Here is a 17,880-nt window from a genome sequence, read left to right as displayed (position 1 = left end):
GGCCGGAGTCCGCCGAGCGGTGGATTCGTTGAGGGTGGGTTCGCCGCAGGCGGATGCCAGGAGCGTGAGGGCGAGGGCGAGCCGCCGTGCCGAGCCGGGTGGTGCGGCGACTGCCGGTGAAAACGGGTTTCATGGGTTGTCTGCTGTCGATGGGATGGGCTCGGATCAGGGTCACGGTTGGAGCAGGGCTTTGATGGCGCGGCGTTCGTCCATCGCCCGGTAGCCTTCGGCGACCTCGGCCAGGGGCAGCGTGAGGTCGAAGACCTGGCCGGGGTCGATGCGGCCGGTGCGGACGCGGTCGATGAGATCGGGCAGGAATCGGCGCACCGGTGCCGGGCCGCCGCGTAGTCCGACATGGGAGAAGAACAGGTCTTCCCCGGAGATTTGCACGTCGTGGGGGACGCCGACGAAGCCGACATTGCCGCCGGCGCGGGTCGAGCGCAGCGCCTGATTCATGGATTCGGCGGTGCCGACGCATTCGAGGACCGAGTCCGCGCCGATGCCGTCGGTCATTTCCCTGATCCGGGCGATACCGTCGTCGCCGCGTTCGGTGACGATGTCCGTGGCACCGAACGCGGTGGCGAGTTTCTGCCGGTCGGGGTGGCGGCTCATGGCGATGATGCGTTCGGCGCCGAGTTCGCGAGCCGCGAGTACCCCGCACAGGCCGACCGCGCCGTCACCGACGACGACCGCTGTGGAGCCGGGACCAACCTCGGCCGCGACCGCGGCGTACCATCCGGTGCCCATCACATCCGACAGGGTGAGCAGGCTGGGGATGTGCTGGGCGTCGGGCTGGTCGTCGGTCGCGACGAGGGTGCCGTCGGCGTGCGGGATGCGCACGTACTCGGCTTGGCAGGTGGACATGAATTCGCGGTGCACGCAGGAGGATTGGTAGCCGTTGCGGCAGTTCGGGCAGGTGTTGTCAGAGGTCGCGAAGGAGCCGACGACGAACTGTCCCGGGGTGATCGTGGTGACCTGGTCGCCGATCTCTTCGACGATACCGACGTATTCGTGTCCCATCGGGTGGGCGTGATCGACGGGGTCGAGGCCGCGATACGGCCACAGATCCGACCCGCATACGCAGGTGGCGACGGTGCGGATGATCGCGTCGGTCGGCGCGGTGATCACCGGGTCGGCCAGCTGCTCGAAGCGGATATCGCCTGGTGCGTGAATAACGGTGCCTCGCATGATGTTTCAGCTCCTTCGGTGGTCGGTGCGGAGTTCGGTCTCCGAGTCAGTTCAGGTTGTCGCGGAAGAACGTGGTCAACGTGCCGAAGGGGATCAGATCGACTCGATCGTAGAGATCGACGTGACCGGCTCCCGGGACGATGAGCAGCTGCTTGGGTTGACCGGCGAGTCGGAATGCCTCGTCGGTGAATTCTCGGGAATGAGCGTTTTCACCCGCGATGAACAGCATCGGGCGAGGGGAAATCGTCTCGATGTCGGTGAACGGGTAGAAGTTCATGAACTTCACGTTGCTGGTCAGCGTGGGGTGCGTGGTGGTGTTGGGGCTGTTCCCTCGTGCCGTGCGATAGAAGTCGTAGAACTCGCGATCGATGGCAGTCGAGCCATCGTTCAGCTCCTCCGGAGTTCCGATGGGGCTGGCAGCGGTTTCACCACCGGCGAATTCGACATCACGCTGCTGAGCTGCCTGTTCGAGAATGCTCTTGCGCTGCTCGAGGGTGAGCGAATGCCGCAACCCGTTGCGGTTGGCCGCCCCCATGTCGTACATGCTGACCGTGGCGACAGCCTTGATGCGTGGATCGATCTTGGCGGCGCTGATGGCGAAGCTGCCGCTGCCGCAGATGCCGAGGGCGCCGATCCGCTCGGTGTCGACGAAGGGCTGGGCGCGCAGGTAGTCGACGCCCGCGCTGAACGCCTCGGCATAGATGTCCGGCGCGACGGCGCTGCGCGGCTGGCCATCGCTCTCACCCCAAAAGGACTGGTCGAAGGACAACGTCACGAAGCCCTGCTCGGCCAACTTCGTGGCGTACAGGTTCGCACTCTGTTCCTTGACCGCGCCCATGGGCGCTCCGACGACCATCGCGGCGGTCTTCGCATGGCGGTCAAGACCTTTGGGGACGAATAGATTTCCAACGATGGTCATCCGGTACTGGTTGGTGAACGACACCTTCTCGACCGTGACCCGGTCACTGGTATAGAAGTTGTCCGCACCGCGGGAGATGTCGCCGGATGCCAGATTCGGTGTCGCCCCGGTCGGGGAGTCGGCGAGCGGCGGCGAGGCACTGCAACCGGTGGCGGCCAGAACGCTCACCGCGACCGCGGCGGCGGCCACTTCGAGCACGCCCCGGCGCAGGAAGCGCCGACCTGTCGTCAAGGTCTGCCGGTGGGTATCACGCGTGGTGCGCATGTGGATCTCTCCTTGTCATACCTGAGTGAGCGGTGGTGTGGCTGCGGGCTCGCCGAAGGTCCATCGAGATGGGTCCGAAATGGTCAGCAGCATCAGCGCCGTCGCGAGGGCGCTGCTGACCCGCGGGGCGCGTTCGGTGGTCGCGGTCATCGGCCTTTCGTTGGAATCGTGATCACTCCGGAAGAGTCCGGGTGCTCGATGATTGCTGACAATGTCCACGACATCACCTCCGGCGCGAAGGTGGGAGTCCCGGTTGATGCAGGTACTGACAGGGACTGTTTGCTGGTGGTGCCGGACGCTACCGTTTGGTGCATGGACAACCGAGCCGAAGTCCGTGAATTCCTCACCTCGCGCCGGGCCCGGGTCACCCCCGAACAGGTCGGGCTGCCCGCGGGCACCCATCGCCGCGTGGCCGGGCTGCGCCGTAGCGAGGTGGCAGCCCTGGCGGGAGTCAGCGTGGAGTACTACACCCGGCTCGAACGCGGCGCCCTCAGCGGCGCCTCGCCCGAGGTCCTCGACAGCCTCGCCAAAGCGCTGTGCCTCGACGAGGCCGAACGCGCGCACCTGTTCGACCTCGCGCACGCCGCCAGCCCCGTCGCCCGGCCACCGCGGCGGCGCAGCCCGAAAACCTGGGCGCCGCATGCCAGCCTGCAGTGGGTTCTCGACGCCGTCACCGCGGGTCCGGCGTTCGTGCGTAACGGTCGCATGGACCTGGTAGCGGTCAACCGGCTGGCCCGCGCCTTCTACACCGAGGTCTACGACATGCCCGGTCAGCCACCGAACCTGGCCCGGTTCACCTTCCTCGACGAGCGGGCTCAGGCGTTCCACCGCGACTGGGACGCCGCCGCCGACGTCGTCGTGGCCATTCTGCGCACCGAGGCCGGTCGCGACCCGCACAACAAGGATCTGCACGACCTCATCGGTGAACTGTCCACACGCAGTGTCGAATTCCGGCGGCGCTGGGGCGCGCACGATGTGCGCCACCACGGCACCGGATCCAAGACCTTCCGCCACCCGATCGTGGGCGTGCTCACCGTCGCCTACGAGGGCTTGGAAATGGCGGCCGAGCCTGGTCTGACCCTCACCATCTACACCGCCGAACCCGGTTCGGCCTCCGAGGAGGCGATGCGGCTACTCGCCTCCTGGGCCGCCACCGAATTCGCCACCATCGATGCCGACGCTTCCATACCTGCTCGCCCCGAACACTGACCCCCTCCGCCGCGCCCGTCGGTGATTGGCCGACTATGACACGCGGTACCGGCGGAGGACTTCTTTCACCGCATCCGTGACCGGGGGTTCTTCAGCCAGACTGGTCCAGGTATAGGCGTCGTGCTCGGTCAGCTGCACTGGCTCGGAGCTGGTCACGTCGGCGGTGAAGTTGAGCTGGCGGCTCTTCTTGCCACCGCCGGATTGGTAGTCGAATTCGCCGAGGTAGTCGCGAATAGCGGCGACGTCGAGCCCGGTCTCTTCCTTGACCTCCCGGATCAGCGCTTGGTCGAGGGGTTCGCCGGGATCAACTTTGCCGCTGGGCAGTTCCCAGATGCTGCCCATGAAGTCGTCGGCAGGCCGTTGCAGCAGCAGTATGTTGGCGCCGTGTTGGACAACGGCTCCGACGACGAGTTGCTGCACGCCGTCGCGGTCGGCCGCACTGGCCAGCTTCTGCAAGAGCGTGGTCTCGATCATCAATTCGTATCCCTTCAGTTCTGTGTGGTGTGTGATGACTCTGCGGATTGCTTCGATGTGGCGGTCGACCAGCGGCAGGTTCTTGCCGCGATGCCAGACAGGCAGTTTCAAGGTTGCGTGGTGGCAGGGGGAGCCTGAACGGTCGATTTCCGCGCAGCGCTCGGCCAGCAGTACAGTGTGGACCGCTTGATGGGAATGTCATCGAAGGAATCAGGGTGCAGCCCGACCACGAGATGTCGCTCGCCGAGCCGATAACGTCGATCAGTCCCATGCTGCGGGTTGGGGGCGGGAAACTGCGCGGCAGGCGGGAGGCGCCGAACCGCTTCGGTTGGGTCAACAGCACCGGACGCTGCTCACCCCTGATGAGGCCCGCGGTGGCCACCAGCTTGGCGTAGTGCCAGGTGTAGTCCCGGCCCGGTGAAGTGGGGTTCCCCCGAAAAAGTGGACAAGGTTAGCTTGCTTCGGGGGCGGCGTTGAGGGTCGACTCGTAGTCGATAGGTGAGCGCGTTGATTGACTGGCGAGCTGGTGGCCGTCGCGGCGACGGCCACCAGCGCGTGCGTCAGGCGGTGGTCGGGGTCTTCTCCTCGATGCGGTCGACGGTGGCTGGAACGAGGCGACGGCGGCGTGGCGACCACCAGTTCGCCGGGCCCATCAGCTGGACCAGTGCGGGGACCAGGAGCATCCGGACGAGGGTGGCGTCCACGACCAGGGCGATGATCATCCCGAGGCCCAGGAACCGCATGGGGCCGAGCGGTGACAGGGTGAATGCCCCGGTGACGATCACCAGCAGGGTGGCGGCCGCGGTGATGACCCGTGCGGTCTTGACCGTGCCGAGTCGTACCGACGCGGCGGTGTCGGCGCCCGCGTCATGTGCCTCCACCATGCGCGACAGCAGGAACACCTCGTAGTCGGTGGAAAGCCCGAACACCACGGCGAGGATCAGCACCAGCATGCCCGCGGTGATCGTTCCGGTGCTGACGCCGAGCACACCGGCCAGGTGTCCGCCGCAGAAGATCCAGCTGAGCACGCCGAACGTGGCGGCCAAACTCAGGAACGCCATCGCGACGGCCTTGAGCGGCAACACGATCGAGCGGAACGCCGCGTACAGCAGCACCATCGTCGCGGCCACCATGACGAGGATCATCCACGGCATTCGCGCGACGATCGAGCGCACGCTGTCCACGGTGGCCGCCGTATCGCCGCCGATCCAGATGACCGTGCCGTCCGGCGGAGCCAATTCGCGCATGCCACGCACTGTCGCACCCGCTGCTTCGGTGCGGTCGGTGCTGTTCAGGAACGCGTGGAACACGACGAAGTCCTCCGCGCGGCCCACTTGCACCACCTGCCGCACACCTTCGACTTTGCCGAGCGCGGATGCGGTCGCGTCGACGGCGGCCGACTGCGGTGGGCCGTCCACTCCGTGCAGCACGGCGGTGACGCCGCTGCCCGCCGCGGGAAACTGCGCGGTGAGTTCCTCGACGGTACTGCGCATCTCGTTGCCCTCGGGCAGCGCGCGATGATCGATGTCGCCGAGCCGCAGTCCGGTCAGCGGAGCCGCGAGCAGGAGCAGAATGGCGCCGACGACCACCGTCACCAGACCCGGCCGCCGCAGCACACGGTCGACCAAGCGTCCCCAGAACCGCTCGGCGCGATCGGTGGCCCGCGCACTGCCGATGCGCGCGCCGAACAGCACCAGCAGGGCGGGCAGCACGGTGAGCGAGAGCGCGGCGGCCAGCGCCACCGCGGTGATCGCGCCGATGCCGAGTGATCGCAGCACCGCCTGCGGAAAGACGAACGTGCCCGCGAACGCGCAGATCAGCAGCAGCGCCGAGAACGTGACCGTGCGGCCGGCCGTGGCGTAGGTGCGGGTGATCGCGGACTTCACGTCGTGTCCGTCGGCGACCTCCTCGCGGAACCGGGTGACCAGGAACAGCCCGTAGTCGATGGCCATGCCCAGCCCCAGCAGCGAGGCGACGTTCACCGCGAACGTGCTCACCTCCGTGACTTCGGCGAGCACGCGGATCGCGCCCATCGCGCCGAGCACCGTCAGGCCGCCGACCACCACCGGGAAGGACGCGGCGATGAACCCGCCGAACACCGCCACCAGGATCCCCAGCGTCAGCGGCAGCGAGAGCGATTCGGCCCGGAGGAGATCGCGCTGGGACTGCTCGTTGATCTCGGTGGAGATCGCGCTGTAGCCGGACAGATCGGTCGCGATACCCGGAACCCGGAGCTGGGGTTCGATGTCCGGATACGCGCTGACGCGCTGGTTGGCGTCACCGGCGAGATACACCACCGCGAGAGCGTGCCGATTGTCCGCCGACCGTAGGAACTGCTTCCGAGCGAACCCCGCGTTCCAGTAGGTTTCGATCGGTCGTTGCATCATGGCGGGGTCGATCCGGGCCAGCGACTCTTGGACGCGGGCGCCGATATCGTCGACGGTCTGTCCCTCCGGTGCCGTGTACCGCACGACCACGTCGGGATTCTGCGGGCCGAAGTGCTCGCTCACCAACTCGTCCACTCGCGCCGACTCGCTGCCGGGATCGACGAAACCGGCCGCGGTGACTTTGTCGGACGCTCCGAGTCCGAGCAGACCGGCCAGCAGCATCACCCCGGCCACGATCGCGAGCACGATGCGGGGCCGGGCGAGGACGACGCGGATCGGGGCGGTCATCGCGCGACCACCGCGGGCATCGCCAGCTCGGCCTCCAGCCGCGCGGCGATCTTGTCCAACAGCACTTCCAACCGGGCCTCGATGCCGGAGCCATTGCGGCAGGAGACGGTCAGCTCCAGCCTCCCGTGCGCTTCGATCATGGTGAACAGCAGCGGCATCGCGCCGCTGTGCTGGGGCAGCAACCGTACACTGGTCGGCGTCCAGCCGGGCACCGTCATCTCGTCCAGATCGATAGTGCCCATGTGTGACACGGTGGCCGAGACCATGTTGCGGTTCAGTCGCGCTCCGAGCCAGTTGCTCGTGCGCAGCACCCCGCGGATCACGCCGGGTGGGAATTTCGACAGGCGGCCATTGTCGAGCTGGTTCAGCTCCCGTCGTTCCCGCAGCCCGCCGCGCATCCGGCCGCTGATCGTCTCCCAGCTCTCGCTCGGGGAGACGTCGAGGAACAGCGGCAGCGCCAAATTGGCGGTGGAGCGCAGGACGGGGTCGTGCCTGCGCAGGTCGACCGGAATCATGAAACGGGACTCGGCACCCGACTCCGCGGCCAGGATCGCCGCTATCCGTGCGACGATCCCCTTTCCGGTCGCGTTGATCGTGCGGTGGCGCAGTAGCCAACGCGGGGCCGCCCGATTCTGGCGGCCGCGTCCGGTCGCCGCCTTGAAGGTGGGCAGCACCAGGGTCGGTTTGCCGGGCGCGCCGATCCTTGCCACGAGTTCGGCGTCGGCGATCGGATCGGGCGCGCCGATCGGCGGGTGTCCGCGCAGCGCGCGGAACACGTCGTCCACCCACAGGCGCATGCCCATCCCGTCCATCACGCCGTGGAAGGCGCGGAACACGATGGTGGTCTGTTCGCCGGTGAGCAGCAGCACTTCGGTGGTCCGGTCCGGCGTCGGACCGATCGGTGTGTTCAGCACCGCGTCGTTCTCCAGCGCGGCGTAGTTCAGCGACCAGCCCGGCACGTGGCGCACGCCGGCGGCCAGACCACAGTCCACCCACTCGTCACCGTCGCGGACCAGGCGTGCACCGGGATTGGCCGCCGAAGCCACGTCGACGGCCCGCTGCAACGCCGCCGGGTCCAGGCTGCCGTCGCCGTGGACGGCCATGTGCATGACGAACGGTGGAGTCACCGCGCGCGTGGAGAAGTACAGACGTTCGGTGGAAGTGATCTTCCTGCGAAAGACGGTGGCGTTGCTCATCCTGGCCTCCGGTACCGGTGGGTGTTCAGCGCAGATTCCGGGTGAGCTCGACCGGACCGCCTTGGGTTTCCAGCCATGCCAGGAGGTCGGCCAGTCCACTGTCGCGGTCCACGATCGGCCGGTAGCCGAAATCTCGTGCGGCGGCGGTGGTGTCGTAGGTGGCGCTGCGGGACAGCAGCGCGACGGTGTAGCGCGACAGGGGAGGCGACCAGCGGGTCGCGACGGCCGGGATGCGCCAGATCGTCTCGACCACGCGCACCGCCGCGTTGATCACCGTGCGGTTGGGCTTCCGGGTCGGTGGCCGGTACCCGAGCCGGGTGGCGACCTCGCCCAGGAAACGCCAGACATCGGTCTTCTCGGCGTCGGCGACGAAATACGCCTTGCCGCCCACAGCGTCCGAGTTCGCCGCCTTCACGCAGGCGTCCACGATGTTGTCGACGTGGCAGAGCGAGGCGTAGACGGTACGGCCGAAGGACAGGTCCGGCAGTGTTCCCATACCGGCGCGGCCGAGCATCCGCACGATCGGACCGGACCGGTCGCCCGCGCCCCAGATCGCGCGTGGGCGCAGGGCGCAGGTGCGGAAGCCCGGGCTGTCGGCGGCCAGGACGGCTCGCTCTGCCGCGGCTTTGGTCTCCGCGTAGAGATTCAGGTAGCGCCGCGGGTACGGCACCGATTCGTCGACGTCGAGCTGGTCGCCGCCGTAGTAGTCCATCATCGCGCTCGGGCTGGAGATGAACACGAAACGTCCGGTTCCGCCTCGGCGGGCGGCTTCGAGCAGCCGCTCGGTGGCCCGGACGTTCTCGTTCCAGAACTGCTCCCTGGTGCCGCGCTCGTCCACCCGCGCCGCGCTGTGGAACACGATGTCGACGCCGCGGGTCGCCTCCTCCAGCGAGGCGGGGTCGGTGAGATCGCCGTAGACCAGCTCGATCTTGTCGATGTCGTCACGCAGGTCGGCCAGGTTGCTGGTGCGGCGCACCAGGATCGTCACGTCGTGCTCGCCGTCGCGCACGAGCCTGCGCACCAGCGCCCCGCCCAGAAATCCGGACGCGCCGGTTACCAGAACTTTGCTCATTGCTCTTTCTCCTTGCCGGGCTGAGTCCGCCACCAGGTCAAGCCGAAGATCTGCGTCAGCACCGCGGTCTCGAGCCGACTGTGGCCCGAGCCCTCGGCGGCGCGCAGGGCCGCCGGAATCTGGGCCGCGTGCACCACGATGCTGAGGAACGCGTCGATCCACCACACCGTGCGCAGCAGCCGGCTGTCCGGGACACGGTCGGTTGCCGCGGCCAGCGCGCCGCCGGCCAAATACAGCCACCCGAGTACGGGAATTGCCCGAAATGCAGTAATTTTCATTTTCTTTTATGCGTCCGTTCCGAGCCGTTCGGCCGCCCACAACGCGAGTCGTTCGCGCCCGATCTTGGCGTTGTGCCGGATATCGACCGGAAAGGACGGGTGGACCAGGAAATCGGCGATGGTCCTGGTGATTTCGAATTGTGTGCCGTGGGCCCGCAGCGCGGGCTCGACGATGTCCGGGTCGGCGCCCGGCTTCATTTCGACGCAGAGCACCGGCCGCTGCGCCCCACGCGGGCCGACCCCGACCAGCGCCGTGCGGGCCACGCCCGCGACGGTGTTGAACACCTGCTCGACCTGAACGGTGAACATCGGCCCGTCCACGGTGACCACCCGCTGGCTCTTGCGTCCGCAGAACCAGATCCGTCCTTGCTCGTCGATCCACGCGAGATCGCCGGTGCGGTGCCAGATCCGATCGCCGTCGACGATCTTGCCCTGCGCGTTCGCCTGCTCCGGCCAGTGGTAGCTGGTGCTGACGTTCGGCCCGGCGACCACGAGTTCGCCGATGCCGCGGGTTGTTTCCAGCTCGCCGGCGAGTTCCTCGGCCCTGGCCATGGTCGGAATCGGATTGTCGGTGATCGCCACGACCCGCGCCTGCAGCTGGTAGGACGGTCTGCCGATACAGGTGCCCTCGCCGCGGTGCGCCCGCTCGACCAGTCCGTCCAATAGTTCGCGGGATTCGATGGTGGACATCGGCAACGCTTCGGTGGATCCGTACCCGGCGACGACCTGCACGTCCTCGTCGAGCACCTCGCGCAGCCCCGCGATGCACCAGTCCGGCACCGGAGCCCCGCCGGAATAGATGCTCTCCAGCGACGTCAGCGTGGCCGGGTGGGCACGCAGATGCTCGAGCAGCGGGATCAGCACGGCCGGGCAGGCGAACATGGTTCGCACGCCGAACTTCTGGATCGCGTCGACCACGTGCGCCGGATCGGTCGCGCCCACCTTGCTCGGGATCAGCGGCGGCAGGACACAGCGCGAGCCGAGCAGCAGGTCGAGCACGCCGACCAGCGGCAGGGTGATCAGCGAAGCCTCCGGCGTGACCTCGCCGCGCGCCATGTGCACCTGGTCGACCGTCGCGGCCAGGTTGCCGTGGGTCATCCGCACGGCTTTGGCCGGTCCCGTGCTGCCGGTGGTGAACGCGATCAGCAACAGGTCGTCCTCGGTGGCGGGACGGCTCGGCGGCACCGGGCCAGTGGGGGTCCGGCCCCATGCCCGCAGCGATTCGCCCCGCCAGAACCAGCGTTTGCCGACCGTGACCGCGGTGTGGACGGTGCGGAAGCTGCGCGGGAACAGCACACGCAACGCGTGCGCCTGCGGGATGCCGATGAACGCCTCGGCATCCACGGCGCGCAGGCAGCGCAACATCTTTCGCACGCCCATGCCGGGGTCGATCACCACCGGCACCGCCCCGAGCTTCATCAGCCCGAACATGATCGCGTACAGCTCCGGGCTCGGCAGCACCAGCACGATCGTGCGTGTCCCGGTACCGACGCCCGTCGCGGCCAGCCGTTCGGCGATCGTCTCCGACCACAGGTCCAGCTCGCGATAGGTAAGGTGCCGGTAGGCCGGCAGGCCATCGGGGTCGACCCCGTCCGCGTAGCGAACCGCCACACGGTTGGGATCAGTGCGGACGACCGCACGAAACCGATCGATGGCCTGCCAGTAGGTTCCCGTTGTCACGCAGGCGCCCCGGCGAGTACGGGCAACCGGTACAGCACCGCCGCGGCCGCCGGGCCCGCGCCCGCCGCGACGAACAGCACCTGGCGGTACTCGGCGAAGCTATCGTCCGCGATCGCCCGGTCGTACGCCGTGGGCAGCGTGGCCGTGTGCGGGTCGCCGTAGCGCAGATCCGGTGTGCGGACCGATCGCTGGTCGATGCCGAGGGCGGCGGCCAGCTGCTTCGGAAACTCCGGGCTCGGCGTCGACGCGATCAGCGCGATCTCGCTCAGCGAGGCGTGGTCGGAATCGGCCAGCGCTAGGCGTGCTGCGTCGACGGCCACCGCCAGCAGGCGGTCTTCGAAGCCGGGCTCCCGTACCACGGTGATCAGGCCGCGCCCCCGGTTGCCCATCGTCGAGGTCTCGAGATAGCCCTCGACCGCCGGCGTGCCTTCACCCTTCACGGCATGCACCGTGCCGAAGCCGACCGGTTCGTCGGTCCGCTCCAGCAACAATGCCGCGCCGGAGACGGCGTACGGGAACTCGTCGTCGGCGATGTAGCGGGTCATCGACGGATGGGTGTCGCCGGACACGATCAGCACATGCTCGGCGCTGCCGGTCTCCAGGACGGAGGTGGCCACCTGAACCGCGTTGAGCACGCTGACCGCCCCGTTCATCAGATCGAACGAGAAGGTCCTCGGGTCGTCTTTGGCGTATTCCAGACCGATGCCGGCCGCCTTCTGGATCAGAGCCGACACCGCGGGTTCGACGATGTTCGAATCGCGGTAGATGCCCGCGTTGATCAGCAGGCCGATCTGATCGGAACGGATTCCGGCGCGCTGCAGGCTCTGCTTGGCAGCGCGGGCGGTGTGCTCGATGATGCTGTGGGTGTCGCCGGCCCGGCTGACGCCGGTCGACTTGATGCGCACGCTCATGACTGACCTCAGACCTTCAGCGACGAGATGGTGGTGGACACGAACCCGGTGACGATGCCGGAGGCCGCCGGGATCAGCAGCAACTTCGAACCCGCGGGGAGGTTCTGCTGGCTGAGCTGGTCGTGCAGCACCATGAAATGCGAAGTGGTGGAGGTGTTTCCATACTTGTCGATGACCCGGAGATCCGGCGGCATCGGGGTGCCCAGCTCGCGCTCGGCGATGGCGTTCATCCACGGAATGGCGGAGGCGCCGAACTGGTGGTGGATGACGTAGTCGAAGTTCTCGTCGGCGAAGGTCTTGCCCCGCGCCTCGAGGAACTTGCGCTGGGTATTGGTGCCGAGCAGGAAACGGTCCTCGTTGTGCATCGTGCGGTTGTCGGTGTACATCGCCATGCCTTGGGTTTTGCCGCTCGGCATGCCGAGGCATAGATGCGAGTATTCCGCGGCCGTCATCATTTCGATGTAGTGGATAACATCGTTTTCATCGACGGCCTGGTCCAGGACGATGGCGCATCCGGAGTCGCCGACAGTCAGCGAAGCGAACTGCCGATCATATTTCTCGGAAATCTCGTTGACCGCGGTGTCGGCGATTGCGGTAATCGCTTCACCACTGACGACGATTCCGTTACGGGCGGCGCCGGAGCGGATCATCCGGTCTAGGATGTAGGTGCCGGTGAGCATCCCGGCACACGCGTTGGATATATCGAACGCAATGGCGTTCTTGGCGCCGATAAGACGGCTGATCCCCAAGGCGAACGAAGGCTCCATATACATGCGAGAGGCATGCTTGCTCCGTGAGATCGAGGTGTAGATGATCACGTCGATATCCTCTGGACCATACTGTGACCTGGATAGACAGTCCTCGACAGCCTTCATGGCCAGAGTGAACGAGTCTTCGTGACTTTCCGGTCGAGTATCACGCCGCCGGCGTTCACGGACGCCGGTGATTTTCTCCAGATCGAATGAAGGGGGTTCCTTCATCTGGGACAGCAGCTCCTCGGTGGTAACGACATTCGAGGGCAGATAGGCGCCGATGGATTCGAAGCGAGAATGGGACACGAGCGCTCCTGAAATCGTTGACATATACGGTTCCGGATCGACTCTGATCGTCGGTGAGATTGACACTACCCGACAGTAACAACGAATGGCTATAGGTACGGTGACCGATCCGTCTGAGACGGGAATCACGTCCCGGCGTAGATGTTTCGCGAGGTATCGCCAACTGGTGACCGGCTGGCTATGGCGTTCGCATCAGTGCGATTCGATCGCACGTATCGGTTTATCGCGGTGTTTTCCATTCGAGACCCAGCGTGAGGCTCGAGGTCGGCGAATCCACCGCTTTCGGAATGGCAACTGACCGGCTATTGCCGAATGGTGGTTGTTCATGCGCGCTCGGCCAGTTGTGCCCACCGGTGGATGTGAGTGACTTCACTGCGAATCTCGCATCCGGGACCGGTGGGTATCGCTCGGTCTGTCCGGCCCGTCCCCTTTGCCGAACTCTGTTGCGGGAGAAGGGAACCCGTAGTTCCTACCGGGGTCCGTCCGGCTCGTGTCTCGAACCCACTACCTGGGGCGATAGGGTGGGAGGAGGGCGAGCGTCGCCCGATCCGGGAGGACGTTCGCCGACGACCGAAGGGAGAGGTGATGACGACTGCGGCCGAGCACGTCGATGTGCTCATCGTCGGCTCCGGGCTCTCCGGCATCGGCGCGGCGTGCCACGTGCGCCGGGCCTTCCCGTGGCGCTCCTACCTGCTCCTGGAGGGCCGGGCGGCCCTGGGTGGAACGTGGGATCTGTTCCGGTACCCCGGCATCCGCTCCGACTCGGACATGTTCACCCTCGGCTACCGGTTCAAGCCGTGGCTGGGCGAGGATTCGATCGCCGACGGTGGTGCCATCCTGGACTACCTGCGCGAGACCGCCGCCGAATACGGCATCGATCGCCGTATCCGCTTCCGGCACCGAGTGATTCGCGCCGAGTGGTCCAGCGCGGACAACCGCTGGACGGTGTACGCCGAGCGCACCGACACCGGCGAAACCGTGACGGTCACAGCGGGATTCCTCTTCTCCTGCTCCGGGTACTACCGCTACGACGCCGGGTACGCCCCTGAGCTCCCCGGCGCCGAACGGTTCGCCGGTTCGATCGTGCATCCGCAGTTCTGGCCGGAGAAGCTCGACTGCGCGGGCAAGCGGGTGGTGCTCATCGGCAGCGGCGCCACCGCGGTGACGCTCGCTCCGGCGCTCACCGCGCAGGGTGCGCACGTGACCATGCTGCAGCGCAGCCCGAGCTACATCATCTCAGCACCTTCCCGCGACCCGCTTGCCCGCACGGTCCGCCGCTTGCTGCCCGAGCGCGCCGCGTACGCGCTCGCCCGCGCCGAGTACGTCGCGATCTCCACCGCGCTCTACCAGTTCAGCAGGCGCTTTCCGACGGGTACGCGCAAACGCATACGCGGCTGGCAGCGGCGCTGGCTGCCCGCGGGATACGACATCGACACGCACTTCACGCCCCGGTACAACCCATGGGACCAGCGACTGTGCCTGGCGCGCGACGGCGATTTCTTCCGCGCTATTCGGCGCGGCGTACTCGACGTGGTCACCGACCGGATCGAGACCTTCACCGAGACCGGTCTGCGCTTGGCCTCCGGAGCGACGCTGGAGGCCGATGTCGTCATCACCGCAACGGGTTTGAACCTGCAAGTCTTCGGCGGTGTCGAACTTGTGGTGGACGGCACACCGGTGACGCCGTCGGCGACCATGGCCTACAAGGCGATGATGCTGTCCGGCGTGCCGAACTTCGCCTTCGTCATCGGGTACACGAACGCCTCGTGGACATTGAAGGCGGATCTGGTGTCGGAGTATGTCGTGCGGCTGCTGAAACACATGGACCAGCACGGATACGTGCGCTGCGTGCCGGTCCGGGACCCGTCGGTCGGCACCCAATCGCTGTTTCCCGGCTTCACCCCCGGCTACGTGCGCCGCTCGGCGAGCCTGTTCCCGGTCCAAGGTGATCGCGCACCGTGGCGGCTGCGGATGAACTATCTGCGCGACCTGTTCACGCTGCGATACGGCCGGATCGCCGATCGGGCCATGCGTTTCGAACGAGCGCGCCGCCGCGCGGAAGCCGGCGCCCGGGACTAGGCGTACCTCCGCCTCCGCTCCGGCCGTGCGCGTTGTGCGTACCTCCGTGCCTCCGCTCCGGCCGTGCGCGTTGTGCGTACCTCCGTGCCTTCGCTCCGGCCGTGCGCGGGCTGAGGACGGACTGCGCACGGCAGCGCCCCGTTATGCCTCGGTGCCGAGCGACGAGCGCGCCGTTGCGATCCGCTCGATGACATTGGCGGCGTGCTCGTCGAAACGTTCCCGTGCGACCGGGATCTCGCCGTCGAGCCAGGGCCGGTAGAGGTAGGCCAGCGCACCGAAGATGGCGTTGGCGTTGAGGGCGAAGTCGTGCTCGTCGGACACCGGATCGGCGTAGTCGCCCGCGCCGATGATGAGCGCGATCGGCGCCGTGAACAGGCCGATGAGCTCGTTCGCCCGTGGCATCAGTACCGGCGTGGCCTGCGATTCCACGAACATGATCCGGCCGCGTCGGCGGTCCTCCAGCAGGTAGTCGGTGAAGACCCCGACCATGTGGCGGAACATCGCGTCGCGTTCGACCGGTGCGTTGGGTAGCTCCACGAGCAGCCGGTCGCGTGCGCCGAGGACCACGGTGTCGAGCACGGTCGTCAGCAGGGCGTTGAGGTTGGGGAAGCTCTCGTAGAAATAGCGCTCGGTCAGCCCGGCCTGCCTGCATACGCCGCGCATCGACGTCTCGGCGGCGCCGACGGTTGCCATCAACTCCGTGCAGGCCTCGATCAGCTGTTCCCGGCGCGCGGCGACGCGATCGGCCGGAGATTGTCCGCGCCAGCGACGCATACCCGGAATCGACCCGTCGGCTTCGACCATGCGGTCATCCTCTCACAGCGATCGAGTTGACATCAGGTGATGTTGACAGCAGTTGATGTCATCAATAGATTGCGGGGATACCGATCAACGACGAGGGGTCTGAGATGGGGTCTGCCATTTACGCCGACCAAGCGCACGCGATCAACGCACGCGCCGTCGAGTTCGATTTCGCCACGGTGCCGATGCACTACATCCCCGGCGAGGCGATGGCCACGCACATCATCAACGTGATGCATCTGGTGTTGCCCGAAGGGGAACGCGCGATGGCGCAGGCGCTGGCCGAGGCGTTGCCCCTGATCGAGGACGAGCGGTTACGCGAGGAAGTGCGCGGCTTCATCGGCCAAGAGTCCATGCACGCCAGTTCGCACGAGAAGGCGCGCAGGCAGCTGGAGCGGCTGGGCCTGGATGTGGGCCCCATGGTCGACCGTGTCGCGTGGCTGATCCACCGGGTGCTCGGCGACCACGGGCTGACGGGGCGGGCCAAGCACGAGTGGCTGTGCGAGCGTCTGGCGCTGTTCGCGGGCATGGAGCACTACACCGCGGTGATCGGCGAATGGCTGCTGACCAACGACAAGCTGGAAACCAAGGGCATGCATCCGGCGATGCTCGACCTGATTCGCTGGCACGGCGCCGAGGAGGTCGAGCACCGCAGCGTCGTCTACGACGCGTACATGTACGTCGACGGTGGATATGCGCGCAAGGCGCGGCAGGCGTTGATCGCCAGCGCGGGATTGCTGATCCTATTCGTCGTCTCGGGCGGCTACCTGTTCCACAAGGACCCGTCACCGGAGAAGGGACGGTTCTGGCCGCTGCAGTTCGTCAGCGCGTCGGTGCGCGGCGTGGTGCCGAGCATGACGACCTTCCTCACCGAGATCCCGCGCTACCTGCGGCCCGGCTTCCACCCGTCGCAACTGGGCCCGATGGACAACGCGCTGCGCTACCTCGCGCAGTCGCCCGCGGCACGGGCGGCGGACGCGTGACCGCCGTCGGGGAGCGGTTCCGGCCCGGCGCCGCGCTGCGGCTGATCGGCTCGGCCGCTGACGCGTACAAGCGGCTGTTCGTGGAAGGCGATACCGCGCGATTGCTGTCGCGCCCCCACCCGGTGCGCCACACCGGTTACGACCTCGAGATGGTCATCGATCGGATCGGGGAGGAGGCCGACGGGGTGGTGAGTCTATGGCTGCGCGACCCCGGCGGTGCTCCGCTGCCCGCTTGGACGCCGGGCGCTCATCTGGACGTCTTCTTGCCGTCGGGGCGCCAGCGGCAGTACTCGCTCACCAGCGATCCCGCCGACCGCGGGTTCTACCGCATCGCGGTGCGCCTCATCGCCGGAGGCGAGGGCGGCTCGGAGGAGATCCACCGGGAGCTGAAGGCGGGTGACCGGCTGCGCGTGCGCGGTCCGCGTAACGCGTTCCCGTTCATCGAGTCGCCGTGCTACCTGTTCGTCGCGGGTGGCATCGGGATCACGCCGATCCTGCCCATGGTCGCCGCCGCCGAGCGCGCCGGGGTGCCGTGGCGGCTGATGTACCTGGGCCGGACCCGGTCGCGGATGCCGTTTCTCTACGAGCTGGCCCGCTATACCGGCGGCGACGTGGTGGTGCGACCGGACGACGAGTTCGGCATCCCGGACGCGCGGATGATCTTCGAGCAGACGCCGACCGGCGCCGCGGTGTACGTCTGCGGCCCGCCGCCACTGGCGGAAGCCGCGCGTGCGGTGCTAGCCCTGCACGACCCGACGATCTCGCTGCACACCGAGCGGTTCTCGCCGCTACCGGTGCGGGACGGTGAGCCGTTCCGGATCCGCCTGCACCGCAGCGGGTTCGACGTGGACGTGGCCGCCGACGAGTCCGCGCTCGGCGCGATCCGCAGGGTGCTGCCGGGGGTGGCCTACTCCTGTCAGCAAGGGTTCTGCGGGACCTGCAAGACGAGGGTGCTCGCAGGCGCGGTGGAACACCGGGACCGGCTGCTGCCCGACAACGAGCGCCCGAACGCGATGCTGATCTGCGTGTCCCGGGCGCGTGGCGGCGAACTCGACTTGGACCTGTGAGCCATCGACACAGCTCGGCGGGCAAT

The 17,880-nt window shown here is 67.3% G+C and carries 17 protein-coding genes; 5 read left to right on the top strand and 12 right to left on the bottom strand.

Annotation, left to right across the window (positions count from 1 at the left end; all coding sequences use genetic code 11):
• Positions 1-171: 171 nt before the first annotated feature.
• The 3 genes from AB0M45_RS03190 to AB0M45_RS03180 are packed head-to-tail and all read right to left on the bottom strand — an operon-like array spanning position 172 to position 2,521.
• Entirely contained in the window at positions 172-1,188 is a 1,017-nt protein-coding gene (locus AB0M45_RS03190; protein WP_364322333.1) for a zinc-dependent alcohol dehydrogenase family protein, read from the bottom strand.
• A 46-nt stretch (positions 1,189-1,234) separates the two neighbouring features.
• Complete coding sequence (locus tag AB0M45_RS03185) at positions 1,235-2,371, bottom strand: alpha/beta hydrolase (protein ID WP_364322331.1); 1,137 nt, start codon at positions 2,369-2,371, stop codon at positions 1,235-1,237.
• Positions 2,372-2,386: 15 nt separating this feature from the next.
• Positions 2,387-2,521 carry a hypothetical protein gene (locus tag AB0M45_RS03180; protein WP_364322329.1) on the bottom strand — a complete coding sequence of 45 codons (135 nt, stop codon included), beginning with the start codon at positions 2,519-2,521 and terminating at the stop codon, positions 2,387-2,389.
• Positions 2,522-2,683: 162 nt separating this feature from the next.
• Here AB0M45_RS03180 and AB0M45_RS03175 point away from each other — a divergent pair, with 162 nt between their 5' ends.
• Complete coding sequence (locus AB0M45_RS03175) at positions 2,684-3,580, top strand: helix-turn-helix transcriptional regulator (protein ID WP_364322327.1); 897 nt, start codon at positions 2,684-2,686, stop codon at positions 3,578-3,580.
• 33 nt (positions 3,581-3,613) lie between these two features.
• On the opposite strand, the gene AB0M45_RS03170 is transcribed toward AB0M45_RS03175, so the two are convergent.
• Positions 3,614-4,165: an NUDIX domain-containing protein gene (locus tag AB0M45_RS03170; protein ID WP_364322325.1), complete on the bottom strand. Its 552-nt coding sequence runs from the start codon at positions 4,163-4,165 to the stop codon at positions 3,614-3,616.
• 104 nt (positions 4,166-4,269) lie between these two features.
• On the opposite strand from AB0M45_RS03170, the gene AB0M45_RS03165 reads away from it, so the two are divergent.
• A complete protein-coding gene (locus AB0M45_RS03165; RefSeq protein WP_364322323.1) occupies positions 4,270-4,449 on the top strand; it encodes a hypothetical protein in 180 nt (59 codons plus the stop codon).
• Between the two features lie 165 nt (positions 4,450-4,614).
• On the opposite strand, the gene AB0M45_RS03160 is transcribed toward AB0M45_RS03165, so the two are convergent.
• The 7 genes from AB0M45_RS03160 to AB0M45_RS03130 are packed head-to-tail and all read right to left on the bottom strand — an operon-like array spanning position 4,615 to position 12,924.
• The gene (locus AB0M45_RS03160; protein ID WP_364322321.1) at positions 4,615-6,729 is read right to left on the bottom strand and encodes an MMPL family transporter; all 2,115 of its coding nucleotides are present in this window, start codon (positions 6,727-6,729) and stop codon (positions 4,615-4,617) included.
• The gene (locus AB0M45_RS03155) at positions 6,726-7,925 is read right to left on the bottom strand and encodes a peptide synthetase (RefSeq protein WP_364322319.1); all 1,200 of its coding nucleotides are present in this window, start codon (positions 7,923-7,925) and stop codon (positions 6,726-6,728) included. Before AB0M45_RS03155 ends, AB0M45_RS03160 begins: the two co-directional genes overlap by 4 nt.
• A 25-nt stretch (positions 7,926-7,950) precedes the next feature.
• A complete protein-coding gene (locus AB0M45_RS03150) occupies positions 7,951-8,997 on the bottom strand; it encodes an NAD-dependent epimerase/dehydratase family protein (protein ID WP_364322317.1) in 1,047 nt (348 codons plus the stop codon).
• Positions 8,994-9,275, bottom strand: coding sequence for a hypothetical protein (locus AB0M45_RS03145; protein WP_364322315.1), 282 nt, complete (start codon positions 9,273-9,275; stop codon positions 8,994-8,996). Before AB0M45_RS03145 ends, AB0M45_RS03150 begins: the two co-directional genes overlap by 4 nt.
• A 6-nt stretch (positions 9,276-9,281) precedes the next feature.
• Positions 9,282-10,955 carry a fatty acid CoA ligase family protein gene (locus AB0M45_RS03140; protein ID WP_364322313.1) on the bottom strand — a complete coding sequence of 558 codons (1,674 nt, stop codon included), beginning with the start codon at positions 10,953-10,955 and terminating at the stop codon, positions 9,282-9,284.
• Complete coding sequence (locus tag AB0M45_RS03135) at positions 10,952-11,866, bottom strand: hypothetical protein (protein WP_364322311.1); 915 nt, start codon at positions 11,864-11,866, stop codon at positions 10,952-10,954. The genes AB0M45_RS03140 and AB0M45_RS03135 overlap by 4 nt, the downstream gene beginning before the upstream one ends.
• 8 nt (positions 11,867-11,874) lie before the next feature.
• Complete coding sequence (locus AB0M45_RS03130; RefSeq protein ID WP_364322309.1) at positions 11,875-12,924, bottom strand: 3-oxoacyl-[acyl-carrier-protein] synthase III C-terminal domain-containing protein; 1,050 nt, start codon at positions 12,922-12,924, stop codon at positions 11,875-11,877.
• A gap of 585 nt (positions 12,925-13,509) precedes the next feature.
• Here AB0M45_RS03130 and AB0M45_RS03125 point away from each other — a divergent pair.
• Positions 13,510-15,003, top strand: coding sequence for an NAD(P)/FAD-dependent oxidoreductase (locus AB0M45_RS03125; protein WP_364322307.1), 1,494 nt, complete (start codon positions 13,510-13,512; stop codon positions 15,001-15,003).
• 141 nt (positions 15,004-15,144) lie between these two features.
• Here the strand turns inward: AB0M45_RS03125 and AB0M45_RS03120 are convergent, their stop codons facing one another.
• Entirely contained in the window at positions 15,145-15,807 is a 663-nt protein-coding gene (locus AB0M45_RS03120; RefSeq protein WP_364322305.1) for a TetR/AcrR family transcriptional regulator, read from the bottom strand.
• A gap of 104 nt (positions 15,808-15,911) precedes the next feature.
• Between AB0M45_RS03120 and AB0M45_RS03115 the strand changes: the two genes are divergently transcribed.
• A complete protein-coding gene (locus AB0M45_RS03115) occupies positions 15,912-16,787 on the top strand; it encodes a metal-dependent hydrolase (RefSeq protein ID WP_364322303.1) in 876 nt (291 codons plus the stop codon).
• A gap of 44 nt (positions 16,788-16,831) precedes the next feature.
• Positions 16,832-17,854, top strand: a complete 1,023-nt coding sequence (locus AB0M45_RS03110) for a PDR/VanB family oxidoreductase (RefSeq protein WP_364322573.1) — start codon at positions 16,832-16,834, stop codon at positions 17,852-17,854.
• The last annotated feature ends 26 nt before the right edge of the window (positions 17,855-17,880 follow it).

Source organism: Nocardia sp. NPDC051787 (assembly GCF_040681325.1).
Lineage (GTDB): Bacteria > Actinomycetota > Actinomycetes > Mycobacteriales > Mycobacteriaceae > Nocardia.
This window is presented reverse-complemented; position numbering and strand designations above follow the sequence as displayed.